Origin of the sequence: Pseudomonas sp. Bout1 (assembly GCF_034314165.1) — a bacterium.
Taxonomy (GTDB): Bacteria; Pseudomonadota; Gammaproteobacteria; order Pseudomonadales; family Pseudomonadaceae; genus Aquipseudomonas.
Window position 1 is genome coordinate 3,656,717 of record NZ_JAVIWK010000001.1, and the last position, 24,163, is coordinate 3,680,879.

The following is a 24,163-nucleotide window of genomic DNA, read 5'->3' on the forward strand; positions in this document are numbered from 1 at the left end:
AGGCCCCGCGATTCCATTTCACGGGCGCAAGCTTAGTGACGGGATGTGTATCAGGCCAACAACCGCTGGATATGCTCCTGCAACGTGTCCAGGTCAAACGGCTTGGCCAGGATCGGGGCGTTGCGGGTGATCGGGCTGTTGCAGTCGAGAATTTCCTGCGGGTAGCCGCTGATAAAAATGACTTTCAATTCGGGTCGCAGCTTGATCGCGGGTTCGGCAATCTGCACCCCGGAGATGCCGCCTGGCAGGCGGTAATCGGTCACCATCAGGTCCAGGTGCGGCTTGGTGGCCAGGATTTCAAACGCCTGCTCACCGTCAATCGCCTTCAACACCCGATACCCGAGGCCCGACAGGTATTCGCCCAACACAAACATAATCGATTCGTCATCTTCGACGATCAGCACCACATCTTGCGCATCTTCACTCATGGGAAGCCTTTGTCCGGTCAATTGCTGCTGATACGACCATAGGGTCACGCAGAGGTTGCGTCGGATTCACGATTGATTTCATGCCCCGGCCTCCAGTGGCAGGCACACACGAAACAAGGCGCCCTCGCCTATCCGGCTTTCCACTTCGATAGTACCGCCGTGGGCCGCAATAATCTGTTCGGAGATAAACAGCCCCAGGCCCAGGCCAGCCACCGCGTGGCTGGCCGACACGCGCTCGAACTGCTGGAAGATACGCTTCTGGTTTTCTTCGCTGATGCCGATGCCGTGGTCACGCACCTCGACCCGCGCTTCGCCATGCGCGGCATACACCCGCACTTCGACCGGGCTCTTGGCTCCGTAGCGCAAGGCATTGGTCAACAGGTTGGACACCACCTGTTCGATACGAAACTCATCCCAATTGCCTTCCACCGGCCCTTCCTCGACCCAAGTCACCGACGACTCGGCGGCCGCCACTTGCGGGGCGAAGTTCTCCAGCAGGTTATGCACCAGTTGCGTCAGGTCAAAGCGGCCGGGGCGAATCGACAGTTTGCCGGTACGGATGCGCGACACGTCGAGCATGTCTTCGATCAGGCGGATCAGGCTCTGGATCTGCCGCTCATCGCGGTCGACCATGGCGTGCATCTTGTCCAGGGTGAACGCCGCAGCGTTGTCCCGGGCCAGGTGCATTTTGCGCAACTGGGTCTCCAGGATCAGCCCGTTGAGGGGCGTGCGTACTTCGTGGGCGACGATCGACATGAAGTCATCGCGCATACGCACGGCCTGCTCCAGTTCAGCCTGGGTGGCCTGCAAACGCGTGAGCAAGGCTTCCTGCTCGCGGCGGCTGTGCTCCAGGGCTTCAACCTGCTGCTTCATGGCCTTGCTCTGGCGGTACAGGTCGACAAACACATTGACCTTGCTCTTGACCGCATGAATATCCAGCGGCTTGTGCAGGAAGTCCACGGCGCCGCTTTCATAACCCTTGAACGCATAGTTGAGTTCACGGCCGGCGGCGCTGACAAACACAATGGGGATGTTCTTGGTCTTTTCGGTGCCGCGCATCAGTTCGGCCAGCTCGAAGCCGTTCATGCCGGGCATCTGCACGTCGAGGATGGCCATCGCAAACTCGTGTTCAAGGAGCAGCGACAAAGCCTCGTCGGCGCTCAACGCCTTGTAGACCTGACGGTCTTCGCGCTTGATCAGCGCTTCAAGGGCCAACAGGTTTTCCGGCAGATCGTCGACGATCAGCAGTTTGGCCTGGACAGTACTTAACATGGGGAAGATTCCAGGGAAGCCAGCAACTGGGCGATGCGGCTCAAGGGAAGAATATGGTCGGGTGTATGCAGTGCCAGCGCGGCCCGGGGCATGATGGCAACGCGCGCCTCTGAGGGGTCTTGCACCACCGTGATGCCGCCGCACTGCTTGACGTGGGCCAGGCCACGGGCCCCGTCCTGGTTGGCCCCTGTCAACAGGATCGCCAGCAGGCCCTTGCCATAGACGTCGGCAGCCGACTCGAACAGGTAGTCAATCGCCGGCCGGGAATGGTGCACGCGGTCTTCCTGGCTCAGTGACAGGCTGCGGTCGTGTTCCACCGACAAGTGATAACCCGGGCCGGCGAAATACAGGGTGCCGGGCAGGATCACTTCCTTGTCGCGCGCCTCCACGACCTGCATCGACACGCGCCGGTCGAACACTTGCGCCAATTGGCTGCGGCGCTCGTCCGGCAGGTGCAGCACGGTGATAATCGGCAAGGCGAAGCTGGCGGGCAATTCGCCAAAAACGTTCAGCAACGCCTCGACACCGCCTGCGGAAGCGCCGATCACAATGGCTTCGATCCCGGACACCGGGCTGGCACCAGCTTCATTCATAATTTTCGGTAGATCCGTTCTTGCTTGACCAAGGGTTCGAACTGTTTGCTGTAGGCAGAGAAATCCAGGGTTTCCTTACTGCCCAGCACCAGGAAGCCGCGATGACACAGCGACTCATGAAACAACCCAAACGCCCTATCCTGCAACTTTTTATTGAAATAAATCAGTACGTTACGACACGAAATTAATTGAGTTTCTGAAAAGACACTGTCGGTCGCCAGGCTGTGGTCGGCAAACGTCACGTTCTCCCGCAGGGTCTTGTCGAAGATCGCATGATCGTAGGCCGCGGTGTAGTAATCGGCAAACGAGCGTTGCCCACCGGCCTGCTGGTAGTTATGGGTATAGGCGCGAATGTTCTCAAGCGAAAAAATCCCCTGCTTGGCTTTTTCCAGAGACCGGGGATTGATGTCGGTGGCGTAGATGATCGTGCGCTCCAGCAAGCCTTCCTCACGCAGCAGGATGGCCATGGAATACACCTCCTCCCCGGTGCTGCAGCCGGCAATCCAGATCTTGATCGACGGGTAGGTCTTGAGCAGGGGCACCACTTCCTGGCGAATCGCCAGGAAGTGCGACGGGTCGCGAAACATCTCGCTCACCGGAATCGTCAAAAACTGCAGCAACTGCATGAACGCCGTCGGGTCATGCAACACCCGCTCCTGCAAGGCCGAGATGGTATTGCAGTCGAACTGGCGCAGGGCATGGGCCACGCGGCGCTTGACCGAGGCGCCGGAGTAATCACGAAAGTCATAGCTGTACTTGAGGTAAATCGCCTCAATCAACAAGCGCAGTTCGATGTCAGTGCTTCGTTCCAATTAAATCCGTTCCATCTTGGGTAACCACACGCGAATCAAAGAGAACAACCGGTCCAGGTCGATGGGCTTGGCCAGGTAATCATTGGAGCCGGCCGCGAGGCAGCGCTCCTGATCGTCCTTCATGGCCTTGGCCGTTACCGCGATGATCGGCAGCTTGCGCCAGCGCGGGTCCTGGCGGATCAAGGCAGTGGCCTCGTAACCGTCCATTTCCGGCATCATCACGTCCATCAGCACCAGGTCGATGTCGTCGACTTCATTGAGTTTTTCGATCGCCTCGCGGCCGTTACGGCCAATCACGACCACCGCGCCCTTGTGTTCCAGCGCGCTGGTCAAGGCGAAAATATTGCGTACATCATCGTCCACCAGCAGCACCTTGCGGCCCTCGAAGACCTTGTCGCGACTGCGGGCGGTCCTGAGCATCGTCTGGCGTTCATGGGACAACTGGGATTCGACTTTGTGCAGAAAGAGTGTGACCTCGTCCAGCAGCCGTTCGGGAGAACGCGCGCCCTTGATGATGATCGAGCGCGAGTACTTGCGCAGCTCGGCCTCTTCATCGCGGGTCAGGTTGCGCCCGGTGTAGACGATCACCGGCGGGAACGAGCAGATATCCTCGGTGGACATGCGCTTGAGCAGCTCGTTGCCGAGCATGTCCGGCAGCTTGAGGTCGATGATCATGCAGTCGTAGATATGGCTGCGCAGCAGGTCCAGGGCTTCCTGGGCGAAGCCTACGGCGGTGATCTCGATGTCATCGTCGCCGATCAGGCGCGCGATGCTGTCACGCTGCAAGTCGTCGTCTTCCACCAGCAGGATGCGCTTGACCTTCTGGGTCAGCTTGGCTTCCAGGCGGGCGAACACGTCCTTGAGCTCTTCGCGGGTGGTCGGCTTGACCGCATAGCCGATCGCGCCCATGTGCATGGCGGCTTCGACGCGGTCTTCCACGGAAATCACATGCACCGGGATGTGGCGGGTGCCGGCGTGTTCCTTGAGGCGTTGCAGCACGGTGAGCCCCGAATGGTCGGGCAGGCGCATGTCCAGCAGGATCGCGTCGGGAATGTATTGCTCCGCCAGGGCATAGCCTTCATCTGCCCCATGAGCCACCAGGCAGTGGTAGCCCAGTTCGTGGGCCAGGTCGAACAGGATGCGGGCGAAGTTCGGCTCATCCTCCACCACCAGGATGCAGCGGGTGGTGAACGGGGCCTTGTCACGGTCGTCGATAAAGCGCGGGATCAGCGCTTCATGGGCGATCGGCATCGGCGACACCTTGATCGGCGCCGGCGCCGGCGCAGGGACGACGGCACGCGGGGCTTCGATCATCGGGGCGTCTTCCTCACGCTCCACATAGTGTTCCGGCACCACCAGGGTAAACACACTGCCCTGGCCCGGCTCGCTGGTGACGCTGATGTAGCCGCCCAACAGGTTTGCCAGGTCGCGGGAGATCGACAGGCCCAGGCCGGTGCCGCCGTAACGGCGGTTGGTGGTGCCGTCGGCCTGGCGGAAGGCTTCGAAGATGCTTTCCTGCTGGTCCGGGGCGATACCAATCCCGGAGTCGCGCACGGTAAAGGCAATGCCCTCCCCCGGCTGGCGGGAGACCGTCAGGCTGACCTCGCCCTTTTCGGTGAACTTGAGCGCATTCGACAGCAGGTTTTTCAGAATCTGCTCCAGGCGCTGGCGGTCGGTGAACAGCATGTGCGGCGAACCTTCCTGCACTTGCACCTGGAACCCCAGCTTGCGGTCGGCGGCGAGCGGTTCGAACATCCCGCGCAAACCGTCCACCAGGCGCGCCACGCTGGAATTCTCCGGGCGCATTTCCAGTTTGCCGGCCTCGACCTTGGAGATGTCGAGAATGTCATTGATCAGGTTGAGCAGGTCATTGCCGGCCGAGTAGATCGACTCGGCAAACTTGACCTGTTCGGCGCTGAGATTGTCCTGGGGGTTCTCGGCCAGCAACTTGGCCAGGATCAGCGAGCTGTTGAGCGGCGTGCGCAGCTCGTGGGACATGTTGGCGAGGAACTCGGACTTGTACTTGCTCGAGCGCTGCAATTCATCGGCGCGCTCTTCCAGCTCGACCTGTACGCGGTTGAGCAGCACGTTCTTCTGGTCCATGGCGTCGCGCTGCTCGGCCAGGGTCTGGGTCTGTTCGGCCAATTGTTCGTTGGTCTGTTCCAGTTCTGCCTGCTGGGTTTCCAGGTGCGCCTGGGATTCCTTGAGGATGCGTGATTGCTCCTCCAGCTCTTCGTTGGCGGTCTTGAGTTCTTCCTGCTGCACTTGCAGCTCTTCATTGAGTTGCTGGGTTTCAGCCAGTACTTCCTGCAGGCGCTGGCGATACCGGGCGGCTTCGATGGAAGTGCCGATGTTGTCGGCAATCAATTCGAGCAATTCGATGTCACGCTCGTCCAGCGCGCGCAGGAAGCCCAGCTCAATCACGCCGTTGACCCGGCCATCGTCGCTGGTCGGTACTACCAGCACACTGCGGGTCGAACCTTCGCCAAGGCCCGAACTGACTTTGAAGTAGTCCACCGGCACATCGTCCAGGCGAATCAGGCGGTCCTGCCGGGCGGATTGGCCGACGATACCTTCGTCGTTATAGATCGATTGCTCCTGCTGCTCTTGCTCGCGGGAGAAGCCATAGGTGGCCACGCGCGTGAGGCCACCGTGTTCTTCACGCACGTACAGCGCCGCCACTGCCGAGCCCATGTATTGCGCGAAGAACTGCAGGACGTTGCGGCCCAGCATGTTCAGGCTCAACTGGCCCAGTACCTGCTCGGCCAGTTCGGTCTGGCCGTTGCGCAACCAGGCTTGCTGCTCAAGGCGTTTGGCGATCCTCTGTTGTGACATCAGGTTTTCGCTGTAGCTTGTTGAAAGCTCTAGTAAATTCTTCCTGCCGACATACGCAAGGATAGCGCTCAGGCCCAGCACAAACACCAGATACAACGAGACGCTGATGATGGTGGTGCGAGTGACATCTTCATTACGGGTGATGCGGAACTGTTGCTCCATCGCCACCGCCCGGTCGTACTCCTTGCGAATCTCGTCCGTCAGGCTTTTGCCCCGCCCGGCTTTCACGGCGGTGCGGTAATCACCGTTCTGGCGCTGCATATCAATCATCGACTGGGCGTAGGTGTTCCACGCCAATTGCAGCGACTCCAGGCGCTTGAGCCGATCCACCTGCTCCGGATTGTCTGCCACCAGCGCCTGCAAATTGCGCAAGTCAGAAATGATCCGCGGCTTGGCCACCTCGTACGGGTCCAGGAAATGCTCATCGCCCGTGATCAGGAAGCCGCGCATGCCGGTTTCCAGGTCCACCGTCAGTTTGGAGGTTTCGTTGAGGTTGTTGATCACCCGGTCGGTGTGCTCGACCCACTGAATCACCGACAACAGGTAGGTGATCAAACAGACGAAAAACACCGCGCTGAACACACCGACACCCAGCGGCAACGCCACGTTGCGGCCCAGCAATTTACGGAAGTTTTTCTCATCGACGGACGACGCGGGAGTCATGGGCATGCCTTGGCCAAATGCGGAAAAACGAGGAGTTTGCCCCAAAGTTACGCTTGAACGCTATTTTTCTGCCGCCAGTGACCAGAAACATTCGTTAACTCATTGAAATCACTGGCCCTCAGTGTCGCTTTTACACGCAGACATTGACTTCGCTTCTTACATAACAACGGGCCTGACGCAGGAACCTTGACGGGGGGGCCGCCCACCCAATAAGGCGTCTTGGGAACAGGGAACCTCCTTTTAGAAGGCGCGTATCTCATCAACAAACAAGGTATCCCCCTATGCTTAGTCTTGGCACCGCCTCACCACAACTCCCTCTCGCAGCCCCGCAGCCAGCCGCGATACCGACCCCTGAAGGATCCAGCCACCGACCACCGCTCGGCCTTGCGCCCACTCAGGGCGTGCCCAGCCCGCAACCCGTCACTGCGTTGCACCGCAAACCTGGCCTCAAGGCTGCGTTGGGCGACCGGCAAAACTTGCGAACCCTGGGGCAAAAGCTCAACGACGTCGCGACGCGGCTGGGCGTAAACGCCACCCCTCAGGCGGTGCAGGCGGCCCTGCAAAGCACGCCGCTGGACATTCATCCGGACTCCTCCTACGCCACACAGGCAGGCAGCGCGGCCACCCTTGCAAGCTTCATCGGCTCCCTTGGGCTGAGTTTGCCTGCCAGCCACTTCTCACTCACAGGCCTGGCGCACTCGGTGGGTGACAAAGCGCTGGTACACCCTCTCGGCAATTTTGGCGGTGGCTTGTCATGGCCCGTCCCGCTGAGTGTCAGCGGGCAGCGCGTGTTGCTGATCGACGCCATGCGCTACGCCGGCAGCCACCCGAACTCGCCACAACAGGGTGCCGCCGTTGGCGTGCTGGAGTTCTTGAACCACCCCACGGCGGTTTCTGCCGAAACGTTGCAGGACCCAGCACACGTACTGGAAACCCTGGTCAGCTCCCCACGCGGGCAAGCGCTTGGCCAAGCCATGCAAACAAAACTGAACGGGATCGGCTCCGAGACAAGCGTCAATGAATACGTCCTCACGGCCATGAATCTGGTGCTGGACCCAGAGTCCATCGCCACGCCTCACCGAAACAAGGTGGCCGGTTTCGACTTGGCCCAACCCGATCACTGGGGCAAACCCGCGTCCGCAGTGCTCGACGGCCTGCGCGACCATTTGCAGGAAGGCACCAGAACCTCGCCTGAGATGGCCGGGGCCGGCGCGTACTTGTTGTTGGCAAGGAAGGCCCCCGAGTTTTTGGTCAAGCACATACCGGACAGCGTGACCTACGGCAGCATGGCCTGGGTCAGCCTGGCCGTCGCGGCGGCGACCATCGAAGCGCAAACCCCGGGAAAGGTCCCGAACATGACTTATGCCCAAGTCATGTCTGCGGCTGAAAACGCAGGCCTGCAGGACCTTGACGCCACCCGCCATGCCCAGGCATCCGCGCTGGCGAACTGGGGCGTGGCCAACGGCATTCTTGCCGAAAAAGCCGATGACGATTACAGCCCTGCGGACCTGGAGACAGTCAGGGCCGCCTTCAATCAACAGATGACCCAACGCAGGGAAGCGTCCAGGTTATTGGAAGTTGAAATTCCAAGCCGCAAGGACATTGCCCTGGCAAAGCTGAAGGAACGGTTTGGCGAAAATGTGCCTTTTGAAGAAAAGCTCCTGGCGGTGGTCGACAGCAAACAACCGTCAATCCAGCCACTTTACGATCCTAATCGTGCCCCTGCAGGTCGGTTTTCGATGCTGGATATCGCGATGAGCGGGCTGGAACAATACAAATGGGAGAGTGAAGACCCGCGCATTCTTGAAGCGACGGCAGCCAAGCCCCTGAAACTCGATGTGAACAGCACCTTCGACACGCAGTATGCGCAGGCGATCACTTCCCGCAAAACGGGGATTGGCACCACGGTCAAACACCTTATTGCACACTTGCCATTGGCGGACAGGCAGCATCTGGAATCTGCAGGGATCGAGTTTTTTCAGAAAAAAACCTACACATTGGGCACGAATTTCACCACGCGCACCCTCAAGGAAACCGATAAGAGGGTGTGGATGAAGGCCAGTGGCAACCACGACACCGTTTATGAAATTGACCTGCACAAGGGCCACATCAAGAAAGTCCCGGCCTCGGAACTGACCACCGAGAAAGCGCGACAGGCGAATACGATCTTCAAGACGCAGCCGTTTATCCCCAAGGGCGTCGATGCCGCGCAATTTGGTCGAACACCGGCGGCGGGCCCATCGGTGATCCCCGCCAGTTTCTCCAGCCCTCGCACCCAGGCCATCGCAGATGCCTTCGTTGAGCACCTGGATATCGACAGTGCCGACGTAAAGAGTCATGCCGCAGGTGTAACGGCGTTCGACCAACAGAACGCAACCGAGTGGAACGTCACGAACTTTTTCCTGGACCTGATTCCGTTGCGTTCAGCAATTGTCAATTTCCAGAACGGCCATTACCTGGACGGCGCGACCGACCTGTTAATGGACGTATTCGGTTTTGTCACCGCCGGCGCGGCCGCAGCAGCCAAGGTGGTGAAGGTCGCGGGCCAAACCCTTTCCCTGGCTGCAAAGGCACTGAAGGTGACGAAAATCGTCGGGGCAACCACCGTCGGCGCGTTTAACCCGCTGGACGGCTTAGGGGACTTGATTGCGGGCGGCGCAAAACTCGCTGGCAAAGGGATCAATAAACTCAAGGGTGCGAGCGGTAGCTATGACCTGTTGAAAGCCGCCAGCAATCACTACAACACCGCCGCCATTGGCACCCTCAATGTCGCAGAAAGCACTGTCGAGGGCGGCGCAGTCCTGCAAAAAGGCAAGTGGTATGCCTTTGATGCAGACAAAATGCGCCCCTACGGCCCCCCTCTGGAGGGCTTTGTTCCAAAGGTCGCGGCCATCGAGGGCAATGTCCAGGGCATCCGCCACTTTAATAGTTGGCTGAGTAGTGTTGTGGCGCCGAACGTGCCCACCCCGGAATTGCCGCTGGTCTTTGAAAAAGTAACCAGCCAGGCAAAGGCAATAGATGGCGACGCATTCAAGAAGGGCTATGACACCGGCAACCCGGACACTATTAATGGCTACTATCCGAGCATGACGTTAAATCAACTCAAGGAATTAACCGTTGCGGGTGGCCACGCGCCAGAGGACATAGGGACGTTGTTCAGGCTGATCGAAAAAAACCGCGTCGAGGTAAGCCTGAATAACTTCAAATATTTCAACAATGAAGTAACGGCTGCCGGCGGTGTCACCACTGCAATGCCACAGGGTTTCTACCTGAGCCAGACGGACCTGCTTTCAAAAGGTGAATGTGCAGCACTGTCAAATGCCATGGCGCTGGCGATTCAGGAAAAAAGGGAGCACGTATTGATTGAGAATTTCTTTTCGGCCATTGCGAATCCGAACCTGCCAGCCGCCATCAAGTTTCGCAACAACCTGACCAACTTCCAGGACATTTTGAAGAATCAGTTCCATGGAACGCAGGACCCGCTTCAGATTTCCCACCTTTCGATTATTTCCGAACTCGGCACATCGCCAAGGTCTAAGACCTTGTTGATCCGAGACGAGGGGCATGGGTTGACGGCGGGTGTGGTGGTCGAAAACAACCAGAAACATTGGTTTTACTTCGACCCGAATTTTGGGCTGGCAAAGTTCCCCACCCAGCAATCGATGGAAAAAGGCCTGGAAAGCCTATTGAACAGCGGTAAAACCAGCGCGTTGCTCGAACCTTATGGGGTCAATCGCGCGGTCCCGGAATACAGGGTGGTCGAGTTCAGTGAACTGGACTTGATGAACACCACTAAAGACGTCACGAGCGTCAGTCGCCTGTTCAACACCCGCGTTTAATCCCTGGCCTGGCGCTGGCGCCCCCCCCTACTGTAGGGGCGCCAGCGCTGTGCGCGAAGCGCGGATAACGGCCCTCCCGGCTCAATCGTCGAGCGCACGAGACATTCCCCGCCAATACCTCCACAATACCGTCCCTGTTTCGGGAACTTGCCGGGATTGACGCGACTCATTAGAGGATGGTCTTTCAACTGATCAAGACCTGTACCTCAATTGTTCGGGAACCCTCACTATGCCAGCCTCCACCATTCTTGTAGTCGAAGACGACGACATCGTGCGCATGTTGATCGTCGATGTGCTTGAAGAGCTGGAATACCATGTACTTGAAGCAGCAGACGCCGAGCAAGCCCTGAGCATCATCAACACAGACGGGTTAGCGATCAACTTGATGATGACCGATGTCGGTTTGCCGGACATGGACGGCAAGGAGCTGGCCCAAAAGGCCCGGGCATCACGTCCCGCCCTGCCCATCCTGTTTGCCAGTGGCTATGCCGAAAACATCGACGCGCCCGCCGACATGCACGTGATCGGCAAACCGTTCTCGATTGACCAGTTGCGCGACAAAGTAAAATCCATACTCGCCTGATCACCTCCTCCCTTCAGTGCCGCCAGGCAAAGGCCGCATTTTCAGCGGCCTGCCCCCTTCAGAAATTTCTGTGACGCGCCCCCCTACCAAACAACTAATTCTTTAGAAGCACTAGCGAGTCTGAAATTTGCTGCTAGCTTCAAACGACATGTCCTACAAGTATTAGCGAATAAGGGCAACCCGCCGGCCTGCATAAGCGCGCTATCGGGTACGTCACCAGGGAATTGGGGAAGGGTCATGCTCAGGTCATTGTGTATTCCGGCATTAGTGCTGGCGGCTTTAGTGTTGCCTGTGTTGTCGGCCCAAGCCGATAACGCCGACACGGCCAACAAAAGTAACAACCCGCTGAACCTCGCGCCCGGGGCGAACTTGCAGGACTATTACACGCCGAGGTTGTTTGACACTAACGCCCATACCAATGACACGCTGCTGCGCGGCACGTTGCCGGTTGCCCCGTCGGACTTCATCGGTGTGCCACAGTTATTGCGCGCCACCTTGCCGATCAGCACCCGTCCCGATCCTCACAGCGGCTACAGCACCGGGATCGGCGACCTGAACCTGTTCGATATCTTCCTGCTCAAGACCGATGGCGTGCAATTGGGCATCGGCCCGCAGATCACCGCGCCTACCGCCGAGCACGATGAGCTGGGCACCGGCAAGTGGCAGGCCGGTCTCGCGGCGGTGGCCATCGATGCATCGCCCCGCGGCCTGCTCGGCGCGCTGGTGCAATACCAAAGCTCGTTCGCCGGTGACCGTGACCGCGCCCACGTAGAAAGCGCCACCTTCCAGCCGTTCATCATCCATAACCTGCCCAAAGGCTGGTACTTGCGCTCCACCGGCACCTGGACCTTCGACCTGAAAAACGACACGCATTACATCCCGATTGGCTTCGGTGCCGGCAAGGCCTGGAAATCCGGCAGCAACATTCTCAACGCCTATGTCGAACCGCAGTGGACCGTTGCTCGCAAAGGCGACGGCTTGCCGCAGTTCACCCTGTTTGCCGGGATCAACGTCACGTTTGGGAAATAAGGATGTTTTATGCACACCCTGATTCGTAGTGCTGGTTTGTGCCTGTTAACCCTGGCTGGCGCCATACAGGCACAGACCCTGGACACCCGCATCGGCCCCATCGCCATGGACGGTGAACTGCCGGCCCACAGTGAAATCGCCAAGCTGTATGGCGAGTTGGATTTCCAACAGGCCACCCAGAGTTTTCTGTGGGCCTTGCCGTTAGTGTCCTACGCCCAATGGCAGGATGAATTCAGCACCAAGCTCGGCGCCCGCAGTGGCGATTTGATGGTGCTGAACAGCTACGAGGACAAGCTCGGGGTGATCACGGCCAACGCCACTACGCCGTACATTCTTGGTTTTGTCGACCTCAACGAAACCGGCCCGCTGGTGATCGAATTGCCGCTTGGCCCCACCGCCGGCGGGATCGGCGACTTCTGGCAACGTGCAATCATCGACATGGGCCAGACCGGCCCCGACCAGGGCAAAGGCGGCAAGTACCTGGTACTGCCCCCCGGCCAGCAGCCACCTGCCGACGCCGGCAAGTACTACCTGGCCAAGTCCGAAACCATGAACGTGCTGGTGGGGTTTCGCGTCCTCGACCCCGACCCGGCCAAGGGCAAGGCCCTGGTAGAGCAATTCAAGATGTACCCCTATGCCCAGCGTGCCAACCCTGGCAAAACCCGCCTGCTGTCGCCCGGCGGCAAGCCCTGGTCCGGTACCCAGCCGCACGGCATGGCTTATTGGGAACGCCTGCACGGGATTATCCAGAAAGAGCCGGTCAACGAACGCGACCGTTTCTACATGGCCATGCTGTCGAGCCTGGGCATTGAGAAAGACAAACCGTTCAACCCCAACGAACACCAGCGCAAGGTGTTGGAGCAAGGTGCGCAGGTGGGCGAGTTGATCGCCAAGGCCAACGCATTCGCCAAACGATTCCCCCAGGCCCAGTACTGGAAGGATCGCCAATGGGACACCGTGCTCAACATCGCCGAACCGTCCCAGCGCGTCGCCTATTACGACCAACTGTGGGAGCGCAGCGCCTGGTTCTACGAAGCAGTAACCAACACCAAGGGCATGGTCTCCAAGACCCCGGGCCTGGGCCAGACCTACCTCGGGGCCTACACCGACAACAAGGGCGAATGGCTCGATGGCGGCAAGTCCTACACCTTGCATGTCGGCGCAAACCCGCCGGCCAAGCAGTTCTGGTCGATGACCGTGTACGACATCGAAAGCCGCTGCCTGATCGACAACCCACAGCGCAAGGCCGACCTGTCGTCACGCCAGGATTTGAAGAAAAATGCCGACGGATCGATAGATCTTTACTTCGGCCCTCACGCGCCAAAAGACTTCGAGAGCAACTGGGTGCAAACTCTGCCCGGCAAACACTGGTTCAGCTATTTGCGACTGTATGCGCCCACCGAGGCTTACTTCGACAAAAGCTGGAAACTCGACGACATCAGACTGATTCAGTAAGGACGCAACAACATGATTCGAACTCCGACGCGCCTGCTGTTGGCGAGCCTCTCGATTCTCATGAGCACCGGCGCCTGGGCCGATTTCACTGCTACGCCGAGTGAAGCCCGGGCCATCGCCAAGGAAGCCTACCTGTATGGCTTCCCGGTGGTGGAGATGTACAAGACCCTCTACACCCAGGCCGTCGACAAGACCGGGCCGAACTTCAAGGCGCCGTTCAACCATATCGGCAACACCGCACAGCTGTTCACACCCAAGGATACGGCGTTCGTCACGCCTAATTCGGACACGCCCTACTCCTTCGTCTGGCTCGACCTGCGCGCCGAGCCCGTGGTGCTGACCCTGCCGAAAATCGAAGACAACCGCTACTACTCAGTGCAGTTGATCGACCTCTACACCCAGAACTTTGGCTACCTGGGCACCCGCAGCACCGGTAACAACGGTGGCCACTACATGATCGCCGGCCCCGGCTGGAAAGGTCAGCAGCCCACCAACATCGACCGCGTGGTGTACAGCGAAAGCAACATCGCCTATGCCCTGTACCGCACGCAACTGCTCGACGACAAGGACTTGGGCAAGGTCAAGCAGATCCAGGCCGGCTACAAGGTCCAGACCCTCAGCAACTACGTAAACCAGCCGAAACCGACCAAGCCGCCAAAAATCGCCTGGCCCAAACCTACGCCCACCATGAGCGACAGCGTTCATCTGTTTCGCTACCTCAACTTCATGCTCGGCTACGCGGCGCCCCAGGACAGTGAAAAGGACGTGCTTGCACGGTTTGCCAAAATCGGCGTCGAAGCCGGCAAGCCGTTTGACCTCAAGGCTCTGACGGCCGAGCAGCGCAAAGCCCTGGAAGACGGGATTGCCGACGGCAAGGCTGAGTTTGCCGCGTTCAAGAAAGACAAGGTCGACACCCACCAGGTGTCCAGCGGTGACCTGTTCGGCAATCGCGACCACCTGCAGAACAACTACCTGTACCGCTACGCCGGCGCCAACATGGGCATTTTCGGCAACTCCAGCGATGAAGCCGCCTACATGAGCTACTTTGTCGACAGCGAAGGCAAGCCCGCCAATGGTGCTCGCCACAGCTACACCCTGCACTTCGCCAAGGACCAGTTGCCACCGGCCGATGCGTTCTGGTCGCTGACCATGTACGACGCCAAGACCAAGCTGCTGGTGCCTAACCTGAAGAAGCGCTACCTGCTCAACTCGCGCATGTTGCCCAGCTTCAAGCTCGACGCCGATGGCGGCCTGACGTTGCTGGTGGCGCACCACGAGCCACCAAAAGCCGAACAAAGCAACTGGCTGCCTGCACCGCCCGGCCCGTTCTACGCCGTGTTGCGCATGTACCTGCCCAAGCCCGAAGTGGGCAACGGCCAATGGAAGCTGCCACCGCTCACACCGATCAAATAGCGCCTGATCACGTAGCACCCCTGACATCAGGCATTTACAAGGAGTAGAGCCATGGTTTCACGTAGTCAACTGAGTGCGTTTACCGCCGCCACGCTGGCACTGATGCCAGGGATAGGGTTTGCCGATAATGCCAGGGATTGGCAAAACACCCCGACGGACCTGAACATGGTGTTCGGCTACTACAACCGGGTCGACACCAACACCCCGATCGACACCACCCTGCCGATCACCGGCCTGTCGCTGAATGCCGACCTCTACCTGTTCCGTTACGCCCGCTCGTTCAGCATCGACGGGCGCAACAGCGCCATTCAGTTCATCCAGCCCTACGCCGACGTGTCGGCGTCCTTCGACAATGCGCAGTACTTCAGCGGCACCAAGCACAACGGCGGTACCGGTGACGCCCAAGTGGTGTTCGCCCACAACATTTTCGGTGGCCCCGCTCTTACCGCCGAAGAGTTTGCGAGCTGGAAACCCGAGACATTCCTCACCGGCGCACTCTGGGTGACGATGCCCACCGGCGACTATGACAAGGACCGCATCATCAACATCGGCTCCAACCGCTGGGTATTCAAGCCAGAACTGGGCTTCGGCACACCGATTGGCCCCACCTGGCTGGAGATCAACACCTACGTGTCGATGTTCGGCGCCAACAAGGATTACCACGGCGACAGCAAGCTGGAGCAAAAGCCGCTGTACGCCATCGAGGGTCACTACAGCTACACCATCAACCGCGCGCTCTGGGTCTCGCTGGACGCCACCTATAACCGCGGCGGCGAAAGCAAGATCGACGGCGACTGGCAGGACAACAAACAGGAAAACGGCCTGTTGGGGGCCAGCCTGGGTTTTATGCTGTCACCCCAGTTTGGTGGCCTGCTCGCCTATAACGACACGGTCTCCGAGCGCACCGGCTCGCCCGATGTGAACACCTGGACCTTCCGCCTGCAGTACGTCTGGTGAGAGCCACCTTCACGGAATGAACGGAGTGCGCCATGTCCCGTATTCATCTCGCGCGTCTATTGCTGGCAGGCCTGCTGCTCGCCCCTCACACCGTTTTGGCCGACGAGCTGGAACCCAGGGCCCTCACCGCCCTGGAGCAGATGGGCGGCTATCTGCGCAGCCTGCAGCAGTTTCGCATCGACGCCCACAGCCACACCGACCAAGTGTTGGATAACGGCCAGACCATCGAATTCAGCCATCAGACGCGCCTCGTGGCGATGCAGCCGGACAAGCTGCAAGTCTCGGTGGAAAGCGACGGTTCGCGTCGCAGCCTGTTCTACAACGGCAAGCGATTCACCCTCTACGACAGCCGCAGCGGCTACTTCGCCAACCAGGCGGCGCCAGCGGATATCGGCGGGTTGCTTGATCAGTTGAGCGAGCGTTACGGCATCGAGTTGCCCCTGGCCGACCTGTTCCGCTGGAACCCCGGCACCGCCACGGAGGTGGGCATCAGCAACGCTGTGCTGATCGGCAGCGAAACCATCGACGGCCAGACCTGCACCCATTACGCCTATCGCCAGCCCGACATCGACTGGCAACTGTGGGTTCGCCAAGGCACGCAGCCTCTGCCCTGCCGGTTGGTGATCAGCCGCCGTGACACCGCCGAGCACCCCCGGCACAGCGTCAATTACCTGTGGCAGCTCAACAGCCCGCCCAAGCCTGTCGACTTTGAGTTCACCCCGCCGGCCGGTGCCCGTGCGGTGCCCCTGCAACAGTTGGAGCCTCAGGGAGAGCAGCCATGAAACGCACAGCGGCGGTGCTGACCGCAAGTTTGCTGCTGACGCTGTTCGACCCACTGGCCGCCCAGGCCTGGCAATTACGCGGCGGTGGCGGCGCGCGCACGTTTGTGGTGCCCCATGGGGGCGGTGGCTACCGCCCGCCAATGCCGGCACCGCACCCGATGCCCGCGCCCCGGCCAATGCCGCCGCACCCGGAACCGCACCCGCAGCCCCACCCCCAGTCTGGCCCGCATCCCGAGCCTGGCCCGCATCCCGAGCCAGGTCCACATCCGTATCCGGGGCCGCATCCGTACCCGATGCCGCCTCCACCGCCACCACCACCTCCGCCACCCCACGGAGATGACTGGTACCACCCATGGGCCACTGCGGCCGTCATCGGCGCGACCACGGCGACTCTCCTCGCCATCGGCACCCGCGTCACCACGGTCCCGGTGGATTGCGTCTCGGTGGTCGCCAATGGCGTGGCCTACCAACACTGCGGACCCACGTGGTACCAGCCGCAATACGTCGGCAGTTCTGTGCAATACATTGTGGTCGCCGCGCCCTGGTGACCCACCGTTTCAAGGATGATTGTGATGACAGCGCTCAACGATTTAACCGCCCTGCAAGCCAGCATCGCCGAAAGCGTGCTGGGCCAGGATCAGGTGATCCGCCAGATCCTCATCGGCCTTTTGGCCAACGGTCACTTGCTGCTGGAAAGCCTGCCCGGGTTGGCCAAGACCCGCACGGTCAAGGCCCTGGCCCGGCATCTGGATGCAAAGATGAGCCGTATCCAGTTCACCCCTGACCTGCTGCCCTCGGACATCACCGGCGCCGAGGTGCTGCACCAGGTGGACGGCCAGAACCAGATCCGCTTCCAGCCAGGCCCGTTGTTCGGCAACCTGATCCTCGCCGATGAAATCAACCGTGCCCCGGCCAAGGTCCAGGCGGCGCTGCTTGAAGCCATGGAAGAGCGTCAGATCACCGTGGCCGGCGCCAGCCACCCGCTGCCCGAGTTGTTCATCGTGGTCGCCACGCAAAACCCCATCGAACAGGAAGGGACCTACCCGCTGCCCGAAGCGCAGATGGACCGGTTCCTGATGAAGGTCTTGCTGGATTACCCCAGCGCCGAAAACGAAAGCCAGGTGCTGCGCCTGTTACGCGAAGAGGAACGACACGCGGCCATGGCGGCGACTCAAGGGTTCACCCTCGCGCCCGAGGTAATCTTCGCCGCCCGCAAGGAAGTCAGTGCGATCCAGGTGGCCCCCGCGATCGACCGCTACCTGATCGACCTGGTCAACGCCACGCGCCACCCCGCCGATTACGACGCCGACCTGGCGCGCTGGATCAGCCTCGGCGCCAGCCCCCGTGGCGGCATCGGCCTGGACCGCGCCGCCCGCGCCGACGCCTGGCTGCAAGGCCAGGCCTTCGTCACCCCGGACAATGTGCGCTCAGTGGCGCATCCGGTGCTGCGCCATCGCCTGCAATTGAGCTACGACGCGGTGGCCGATGGCGTCACCGCCGACCAGGTACTGGACCGCCTGCTGGACAAAGTGGCGATCCCGGCATGAACGCCGATGGCCTGGTCTATGTGTCCCTGGGGCAGTTGATGGCGCTGCAGTTCCAGACCCGTGGCCTGAGCTTTGTCGCGCGCCAGCCCCAGGGCAGCATCCTCGCCGGCAACCATGCCTCGCGGCTGCGCGGGCGCGGCTTGAACTTCGATGAACTGCGCCGCTACCAACCCGGCGACGATCTGCGCCATCTGGACTGGCGTGCCTCCCTGCGCACCGGCAAACCGGTGATCCGCACCTTTACCGAGGAGCGCGACCGCCCTGCGCTGATTGTGGTCGACCAACGCATGTCGATGTTCTTCGGCTCGGTGCGCAGCTTCAAATCTGCCGTCGCGGCTGAGTTGGGCGCGCTGGCGGCGTGGATGGTGTTCAACGCAGGCGACCGGGTCGGTGGGCTGGTGTTCAACGATGAGCGCATCGACAGCGTGGCGCCGTTGCGCAGCCGCAAGCGTATCGAAACCCTGTGCAGCCGGATCATCGAGCAGAACGCCGCGTTGAGCGCGAGCAATCCGGACCATGAAGCCTGCGGCCAGCTCGACAAGGTGCTGCAACAGTGCCTGGCGCTGGCCGGGCATGACCATTTGATCTGCATCGTCAGTGACTTCGCCGGTGCTGGCGAGCGCACCCTGCAATTGATGCGGCAACTGTCGGCCCACAACGATGTGATCGCCTTGCAAGTCTACGACCCGCTGGCGCTGAACGTGCCTGATACCGGGCACCTGATGGTCACCCAAGGCCAGTTGCAGGTCGAACTGGCCGTGCACAAACGCCAAGTGCGCCAACCCTTGGGCGAGTTCCTGGGTGGCCGCCTCAAGGACGTCGCCAGCCTGCTGCGCCGCAGCCAGGTGCCGCTGTTAATGATCAGCACCGCGTTGCCGGCCATTGACCAGTTGCGTGATGAACTGGGCCGGCGCAATGGAGCGCGGCGATGAACGCCAATGTGCCGAGCATCGAACAACTCAAGGAGATGGGTTTGCCAGCGCCGGTCAGCTATTGGCCGCAGGCCTGGGGCTGGTGGGCGCTGCTCGGCTTACTCGCGATTGGCCTCGTTGTGCTCGGCATCCGTGCCTGGCTGCACTGGCGGCGCAATGCCTATCGCCGCGAAGCATTGGCGCGTCTCAAGGTAATTGAGGACCTGCAAGAGTTGCCGGAACTGCTCAAGCGCGTCGCACTGTCGATGCCGCTTGCGCCTGAAGAACACCAACGCGTGCCAACCTTGAGCGGCGCCGACTGGCAGGCGTTCCTGCTGCGTCATGGCCGCACGCCGTTGCCGGAGGATTTCAGCCGCCAACTGGCAAGCCTGGCGTATGGATCCGTTGATATTTCCAGCGCGCAGCGTAAACAGCTGTTGGCCCAGTGCGAAGCCTGGGTGGAGCATCACCATGTGGCAGCTTGACTACCCCTGGCTGTTGCTTCTATTGCCGCTGCCATGGCTGGCCTACCGTTACCTGCCGCAATACCGCGAAGCCCGCAGCGCGGTGCGCGTACCGTTTTTTGCCAGCCTCAGTCGGGCCGTGGGCCAGACGCCGGCGGCCAGCGGCATCCGCAGCAACCGCCTGCAATTGCTGCTCAACCTGCTGGTGTGGGCGTTGCTGGTGCTGGCCATTGCCCGCCCGGTCTGGATCGAAAAACCCATCGAACGCCAACAACCGGTGCGCGACTTGATGCTGGCCATCGACATCTCGCAGTCCATGGAAACCCAGGACTTTACCGACGCCAACGGCCAGAAGATCAACCGCCTGGCAGCGGTCAAACAGGTGGTGCACGGTTTTATCCAGCGCCGCAAGGATGATCGCATCGGCCTGATCCTGTTCGGCAGCGGCGCCTATCCCCAAGCCCCCTTGACCCTTGACCACGCCAGCCTGTCGCTGCTGCTGGATGACAGCGGCATCGGCATGGCCGGGCCTGACACCGCGCTTGGCGATGCTATCGGCCTGAGCCTGAAACTGCTGGACCAGGCCCATGAGCAAGAGAAAGTGCTGATCCTGCTCACCGACGGCAACGACACTAGCAGTGCGATCCCGCCGGACCATGCAGCAAAGATGGCGGCGGCCAAGGGCGTGGTCATTCATACCATCGGGATTGGCGACCCTGACGCCACGGGTGAGTCCAAGGTCAACCTGAGCGCGCTGCAACAGATTGCCGACGTTACCGGCGGGCGCTATTTCCGTGCCGAAAACCGCGACACCCTGGACCAGGTCTACGCCACCCTCGACCAGATAACCCCGCACCAGGTGAAGACCCTGAGCCACCAGCCCAAGCGTGACCTGTTCTGGATGCCCCTGGCGGCGGCCATCGGCCTGCTCGCGTTGTACCACCTGATCGCCGCGTTGTGGCCCCACCTGAGACGGCGCCATCGGGAGGTCCGCGATGGAGTTCAACCCCAGTGACTTCCACTTCCTGCGCCCGGCCTGGCTATTGCTGGGGTTGCTGGGCCTGTTGCTGCCACTGCTGTGGCGCCGCAGCAAGGACCTGCAGCGACGCTTGCGGGGCAATATCGCACCGCACCTGTTGCCGCATTTGCTGCTGATGCCGACGGATCCTCATCGTCTGCGGCCGGTGCACCTGGTCAGTGCCTTGCTGATTCTCGGCGCCCTGGCCAGCGCCGGGCCTACGTGGGAACAGGACCGGCCCGACTTCCTGGAAAACCGCGCACCGCTGATCATTGCCCTCGACCTGTCGCCGTCGATGGACACCGCCGACGTGCCGCCGACCCGCCTACAAGCCGCCAAGCACAAGTTGCAGGACCTGGTGCAGCGCCGCCAGGGTGCTCGTACCGCGTTGATGGTGTACGCGGGCAGCGCGCACCTGGTATTGCCACCGACGGATGACCCGGCGCTGCTGGACAGTTTTATCCAGGCCCTGGCCACCGACCTGATCAGCAAACCCGGCCGCGATGTCGCCGGGGTGATCGACCAGGCCAAGCGTTTGCTGGCGGCCGAGAAGGCCCCAGGCACGCTGTTGCTGGTCACCGACGGCGCCGACCTCGCGCAATTGCCGCCACTCAAACAACACTTGGCCGACAGCCCGTTGCAAGTATTGGTGCTGGCGGTCGGCGTGAACTTCGATGCCGACGCGCTGAAGCAACTGGCGTCCGCCACCGACGCGCCACTGGGCAGCCTGACCCTCAACGACGACGACCTGGACTGGGTCGAATTGCACGCGCAACAGCACTTCCAGAACGCCGACGAACAACAGCGCAACCTGCAATGGAAAGATGCCGGTTACTGGCTGTGCTGGCCGCTGCTGCTGTTGGCGTTTTTCAGTGTACGCCGGGGCTGGAGCCTGAACTGGATGGCGGTGCTGGTGCTGGGGGTGCTCCTGCAACCGGCCCCCGCGCAAGCCAATGCCTTGACCGACGCGTTCTTCACCCGCGACCAACAAGGCCGCTGGGCTTACGAACACCATCACTACCCCGCCGCTGCCGCGCTGTTCGTCGACCCGTACTGGAAAGGCATTGCCGCCTACAACGCCGCCGATTACGACCTGGCCCTGGCGACCTTTGCCCAACTCGACACCGCACAGGCTGCGTTTTACCGGGGCAATATCCACGTGCGCCGCTTCAAGTTCGACGACGCCATTGCGGCCTATCAACAGGCGTTGCAGCAACAGCCACAGTTTCCAGAAGCCAGCGCCAACCTGGCTCTGGCGTTGGCGCTGAAAAAAGACACCGAAAACGCCTCCGATAACGCCCCCGAGGTCAAGCCCGACGCGGTCAAGTTCGACAAGGCGGCCGGCAAGGGCAAGAGCAAGGCGATCCAGACGGAACAGGCGAGCAACGATGCCTTGTGGTTGCAGAACCTGACGACTTCCCCGGCGAACTTCTTGCGGCGCAAGTTCAGCCTTCAGGATCAGGGAGCCCAGCCATGAACCGGCTCTGCTGGCTGTTGCTGCTGATCGCAGGTCCGTTGTGGGCAGCTGAACCGCAACTGAGGGTGCAGGCACAACTGTTGCCTGGCAATAACGTCGTGGTGGGCGAGCAGGTGCAATTGCAGGTCGATGTGTTGACCGACAGCTGGTTCACCGCCGCCGCCAGCCTGCCGCCGCTGCAACTGGCCGGCGCACGGGTGCAGGCACCGGGCAGTGAGTCCGAGCACGTTAACCAGGTGATCGAGGGCAAGACCTTCTACGGCATGCGCTACCGCTACCGCATCACCCCTTCCGTGGCCCAGACCTTCAATATTCCGCCACTGACTGTACAGGCCCAGCCCGGCCAGGCCACTGCGGCGTTGAGTGCGCAAACGGCGCCGCTGGCATTCCAGGCTACCCAGCCACCTGGCTTCGAACCCGGGGAAACCGTATTGGTGGCCGACGGGCTGCGCCTGACCCAGACCGTCACCACCACACCGCCCAAGGTCGGCGACACCTTCACCCGCACGCTCACCCTGCAAGCCGACAACACCCCCGGCCTGTCTTTGCCACCGCCCGACCAGGCCAATGTGAAAGGTTTGCGCCGCTACCCGCAGTCGCCCGTCATCAGCAACCTGGATGATGGACGCGGCACCACCACCGGCGGCCAACGCATCGACCGCCAGGTTTACCGTGTCGAGCAGGCCGGCCATTACCAACTGCCCGCCATCAGTGTGAAATGGTGGGACAGCCGCAACCATCACCTGCAAATCACCCGGGTACCCGAGATCACCGTCGAGGCAACAGCGGCGAGCGCCTACACCCCGACGTTTTCCATCGCCCAGGACCTCAAGCAACTCGGCCAGCACAGCCGCTGGCAGTGGTCGCGGCACGGGTTGGCGTGGGGTACCGCCCTGGTATTGCTGGTGCTGGTTGCCTACCTCGTGCATGGCATATGGCCACGAATTCCACCACTGTGGCGACGTGGTTGCGCGGCATTGCGCTGGCTGTTTCGTCGACTACGCTTGCTACCACTGAACCCCCGTCGCGAAAAGGATTTCCCATGACGTCCCTCCGTTCTGTCTTGCCTCTTCTGCTGCTGTTCAGCCTGCCGGCAATGGCGGCTGATCCGCTGCCCTCGTGGAACGATGGACCGAGCAAAAAACACATCATCGAATTCGTCCAGGCCGTGACTGCCGAAGGCTCCACGGACTACGTAAAACCCGCCGAGCGCATCGCCGTATTCGATAACGACGGCACGCTGTGGAGCGAACAGCCGGCTTATTTCGAGGTGCTGTTTGCCTTCGACGAAATCAAGCGCCTGGCGCCGCAGCACCCCGAATGGAAAACCACCCAACCGTTCAAGGCCGTCATCGAGAACGATCACCAGGCCCTGGCCCAAAGCGGCATGGACGGCCTGTTGAAAATCATCGGCGCGACCCACACCGGCATCAGCACCGACGCCTTTGTCGACAATGCCAAAACCTGGCTCACCCAGGCTCGCCACCCGAAAACCGGCAAGCCCTACACCGAGATGATCTACCAGCCGATGCTGGAGATGCTCGACTACCTGCGCAGCCAGCAATTCAAGACCTACATCGTCTCCGGTGGGGATACCGCCTTCATGCGTGCCTTCGCCGAGGTGGTCTACGGCGTGCCACCGGAACAGGTGATCGGCTCCAGCTTCGTCACCGCATTCCAGATCAAGGACGGCGCCCCGCAGGTACTGCGCACCGCCAAGCTCGCCCACAACGACGACGGCCCGGGCAAGCCGGAAAGCATCGACGCGATCATTGGCCGCCGGCCGATCCTGGCCTTCGGCAACTCCGACGGTGACCTGCAAATGCTCCAGTGGACGGCAGCAGGGACTGGCAAACGCTTCATGGGCCTGGTGCACCACACCGACGCCAGGCGCGAGTGGGCCTATGACCGCAGCTCTCAAATAGGACGCCTGGACAAGGCGCTGGATGAAGCCAAGACAAAAGGCTGGAGCGTGGTGGACATGGCGTCCGAGTGGAACCGTATCTACCCCTTCGAGCCCGCTGTGCAAAAGCAGGTGCAATAAGAAAAGACGTCGCGATGGACTGTAATAAACGTTGGTCGCAG

20 protein-coding genes are annotated in these 24,163 nt (G+C 61.0%); 15 read left to right on the top strand and 5 right to left on the bottom strand.

The genetic code is table 11. From position 1 onward, the window contains the following. Positions 1-50: 50 nt before the first annotated feature. The 5 genes from RGV33_RS17060 to RGV33_RS17080 all read right to left on the bottom strand — a co-directional run bounded on the left by RGV33_RS17060 (position 51) and on the right by RGV33_RS17080 (position 6,603). A complete protein-coding gene (locus RGV33_RS17060) occupies positions 51-428 on the bottom strand; it encodes a response regulator (RefSeq protein WP_010171103.1) in 378 nt (125 codons plus the stop codon). Between the two features lie 78 nt (positions 429-506). Beyond that, positions 507-1,700 carry a hybrid sensor histidine kinase/response regulator gene (locus RGV33_RS17065; protein WP_322145271.1) on the bottom strand — a complete coding sequence of 398 codons (1,194 nt, stop codon included), beginning with the start codon at positions 1,698-1,700 and terminating at the stop codon, positions 507-509. After that, a complete protein-coding gene (locus RGV33_RS17070; protein WP_322145272.1) occupies positions 1,694-2,293 on the bottom strand; it encodes a chemotaxis protein CheB in 600 nt (199 codons plus the stop codon). Before RGV33_RS17070 ends, RGV33_RS17065 begins: the two co-directional genes overlap by 7 nt. Then, entirely contained in the window at positions 2,290-3,105 is an 816-nt protein-coding gene (locus tag RGV33_RS17075; RefSeq protein WP_322145273.1) for a protein-glutamate O-methyltransferase CheR, read from the bottom strand. The genes RGV33_RS17070 and RGV33_RS17075 overlap by 4 nt, the downstream gene beginning before the upstream one ends. Further along, positions 3,106-6,603, bottom strand: coding sequence for a response regulator (locus tag RGV33_RS17080; RefSeq protein ID WP_322145274.1), 3,498 nt, complete (start codon positions 6,601-6,603; stop codon positions 3,106-3,108). A gap of 458 nt (positions 6,604-7,061) precedes the next feature. Here RGV33_RS17080 and RGV33_RS17085 point away from each other — a divergent pair, with 458 nt between their 5' ends. From RGV33_RS17085 to RGV33_RS17155, 15 genes are all read left to right on the top strand, one after another. Then, positions 7,062-10,442 carry a hypothetical protein gene (locus RGV33_RS17085; RefSeq protein ID WP_322145275.1) on the top strand — a complete coding sequence of 1,127 codons (3,381 nt, stop codon included), beginning with the start codon at positions 7,062-7,064 and terminating at the stop codon, positions 10,440-10,442. Positions 10,443-10,671: 229 nt separating this feature from the next. Then, a complete protein-coding gene (locus RGV33_RS17090; RefSeq protein ID WP_322145276.1) occupies positions 10,672-11,025 on the top strand; it encodes a response regulator in 354 nt (117 codons plus the stop codon). A gap of 237 nt (positions 11,026-11,262) precedes the next feature. Continuing rightward, positions 11,263-12,054 (top strand): hypothetical protein, encoded by a 792-nt coding sequence (locus RGV33_RS17095; RefSeq protein WP_322145277.1) that lies wholly within the window; start codon positions 11,263-11,265, stop codon positions 12,052-12,054. Between the two features lie 9 nt (positions 12,055-12,063). Next, on the top strand, positions 12,064-13,509 hold the full coding sequence (locus tag RGV33_RS17100; protein WP_322145278.1) for a DUF1254 domain-containing protein: 1,446 nt from the start codon (positions 12,064-12,066) through the stop codon (positions 13,507-13,509). Between the two features lie 12 nt (positions 13,510-13,521). Then, a complete protein-coding gene (locus RGV33_RS17105) occupies positions 13,522-14,922 on the top strand; it encodes a DUF1254 domain-containing protein (RefSeq protein WP_322145279.1) in 1,401 nt (466 codons plus the stop codon). Positions 14,923-14,973: 51 nt separating this feature from the next. After that, positions 14,974-15,879 (top strand): transporter, encoded by a 906-nt coding sequence (locus RGV33_RS17110; protein ID WP_322145280.1) that lies wholly within the window; start codon positions 14,974-14,976, stop codon positions 15,877-15,879. Positions 15,880-15,911: 32 nt separating this feature from the next. Beyond that, the gene (locus RGV33_RS17115; RefSeq protein WP_322145281.1) at positions 15,912-16,661 is read left to right on the top strand and encodes a DUF2092 domain-containing protein; all 750 of its coding nucleotides are present in this window, start codon (positions 15,912-15,914) and stop codon (positions 16,659-16,661) included. Beyond that, positions 16,658-17,209, top strand: a complete 552-nt coding sequence (locus tag RGV33_RS17120; RefSeq protein ID WP_322145282.1) for a hypothetical protein — start codon at positions 16,658-16,660, stop codon at positions 17,207-17,209. Before RGV33_RS17115 ends, RGV33_RS17120 begins: the two co-directional genes overlap by 4 nt. Positions 17,210-17,233: 24 nt before the next feature. Further along, positions 17,234-18,208 carry a MoxR family ATPase gene (locus RGV33_RS17125; protein WP_322145283.1) on the top strand — a complete coding sequence of 325 codons (975 nt, stop codon included), beginning with the start codon at positions 17,234-17,236 and terminating at the stop codon, positions 18,206-18,208. After that, positions 18,205-19,140: a DUF58 domain-containing protein gene (locus RGV33_RS17130; protein WP_322145284.1), complete on the top strand. Its 936-nt coding sequence runs from the start codon at positions 18,205-18,207 to the stop codon at positions 19,138-19,140. Before RGV33_RS17125 ends, RGV33_RS17130 begins: the two co-directional genes overlap by 4 nt. After that, positions 19,137-19,604 carry a DUF4381 domain-containing protein gene (locus tag RGV33_RS17135; protein ID WP_322145285.1) on the top strand — a complete coding sequence of 156 codons (468 nt, stop codon included), beginning with the start codon at positions 19,137-19,139 and terminating at the stop codon, positions 19,602-19,604. The genes RGV33_RS17130 and RGV33_RS17135 overlap by 4 nt, the downstream gene beginning before the upstream one ends. Next, positions 19,591-20,598 (top strand): VWA domain-containing protein, encoded by a 1,008-nt coding sequence (locus tag RGV33_RS17140; RefSeq protein WP_322145286.1) that lies wholly within the window; start codon positions 19,591-19,593, stop codon positions 20,596-20,598. The genes RGV33_RS17135 and RGV33_RS17140 overlap by 14 nt, the downstream gene beginning before the upstream one ends. After that, on the top strand, positions 20,579-22,078 hold the full coding sequence (locus RGV33_RS17145) for a vWA domain-containing protein (RefSeq protein WP_322145287.1): 1,500 nt from the start codon (positions 20,579-20,581) through the stop codon (positions 22,076-22,078). The genes RGV33_RS17140 and RGV33_RS17145 overlap by 20 nt, the downstream gene beginning before the upstream one ends. Beyond that, positions 22,075-23,124, top strand: a complete 1,050-nt coding sequence (locus RGV33_RS17150) for a BatD family protein (RefSeq protein ID WP_322145288.1) — start codon at positions 22,075-22,077, stop codon at positions 23,122-23,124. The genes RGV33_RS17145 and RGV33_RS17150 overlap by 4 nt, the downstream gene beginning before the upstream one ends. Further along, on the top strand, positions 23,121-24,122 hold the full coding sequence (locus RGV33_RS17155; protein WP_322145289.1) for an HAD family hydrolase: 1,002 nt from the start codon (positions 23,121-23,123) through the stop codon (positions 24,120-24,122). The genes RGV33_RS17150 and RGV33_RS17155 overlap by 4 nt, the downstream gene beginning before the upstream one ends. The last annotated feature ends 41 nt before the right edge of the window (positions 24,123-24,163 follow it).

Bases quoted from the DNA above. Each gene is read 5' to 3' on its own strand.
- RGV33_RS17135 (WP_322145285.1), top strand. From the start codon at position 19,137: ATGAACGCCAATGTGCCGAGCATCGAACAACTCAAGGAGATGGGTTTG.
- RGV33_RS17090 (WP_322145276.1), top strand. From the start codon at position 10,672: ATGCCAGCCTCCACCATTCTTGTAGTCGAAGACGACGACATCGTGCGC.
- RGV33_RS17130 (WP_322145284.1), top strand. From the start codon at position 18,205: ATGAACGCCGATGGCCTGGTCTATGTGTCCCTGGGGCAGTTGATGGCG.
- RGV33_RS17100 (WP_322145278.1), top strand. From the start codon at position 12,064: ATGCACACCCTGATTCGTAGTGCTGGTTTGTGCCTGTTAACCCTGGCT.
- RGV33_RS17120 (WP_322145282.1), top strand. From the start codon at position 16,658: ATGAAACGCACAGCGGCGGTGCTGACCGCAAGTTTGCTGCTGACGCTG.
- RGV33_RS17065 (WP_322145271.1), bottom strand. From the start codon at position 1,700: ATGTTAAGTACTGTCCAGGCCAAACTGCTGATCGTCGACGATCTGCCG.
- RGV33_RS17155 (WP_322145289.1), top strand. From the start codon at position 23,121: ATGACGTCCCTCCGTTCTGTCTTGCCTCTTCTGCTGCTGTTCAGCCTG.
- RGV33_RS17095 (WP_322145277.1), top strand. From the start codon at position 11,263: ATGCTCAGGTCATTGTGTATTCCGGCATTAGTGCTGGCGGCTTTAGTG.
- RGV33_RS17125 (WP_322145283.1), top strand. From the start codon at position 17,234: ATGACAGCGCTCAACGATTTAACCGCCCTGCAAGCCAGCATCGCCGAA.
- RGV33_RS17080 (WP_322145274.1), bottom strand. From the start codon at position 6,603: ATGACTCCCGCGTCGTCCGTCGATGAGAAAAACTTCCGTAAATTGCTG.
- RGV33_RS17060 (WP_010171103.1), bottom strand. From the start codon at position 428: ATGAGTGAAGATGCGCAAGATGTGGTGCTGATCGTCGAAGATGACGAA.
- RGV33_RS17115 (WP_322145281.1), top strand. From the start codon at position 15,912: ATGTCCCGTATTCATCTCGCGCGTCTATTGCTGGCAGGCCTGCTGCTC.
- RGV33_RS17110 (WP_322145280.1), top strand. From the start codon at position 14,974: ATGGTTTCACGTAGTCAACTGAGTGCGTTTACCGCCGCCACGCTGGCA.
- RGV33_RS17140 (WP_322145286.1), top strand. From the start codon at position 19,591: ATGTGGCAGCTTGACTACCCCTGGCTGTTGCTTCTATTGCCGCTGCCA.
- RGV33_RS17150 (WP_322145288.1), top strand. From the start codon at position 22,075: ATGAACCGGCTCTGCTGGCTGTTGCTGCTGATCGCAGGTCCGTTGTGG.
- RGV33_RS17070 (WP_322145272.1), bottom strand. From the start codon at position 2,293: ATGAATGAAGCTGGTGCCAGCCCGGTGTCCGGGATCGAAGCCATTGTG.
- RGV33_RS17145 (WP_322145287.1), top strand. From the start codon at position 20,579: ATGGAGTTCAACCCCAGTGACTTCCACTTCCTGCGCCCGGCCTGGCTA.
- RGV33_RS17105 (WP_322145279.1), top strand. From the start codon at position 13,522: ATGATTCGAACTCCGACGCGCCTGCTGTTGGCGAGCCTCTCGATTCTC.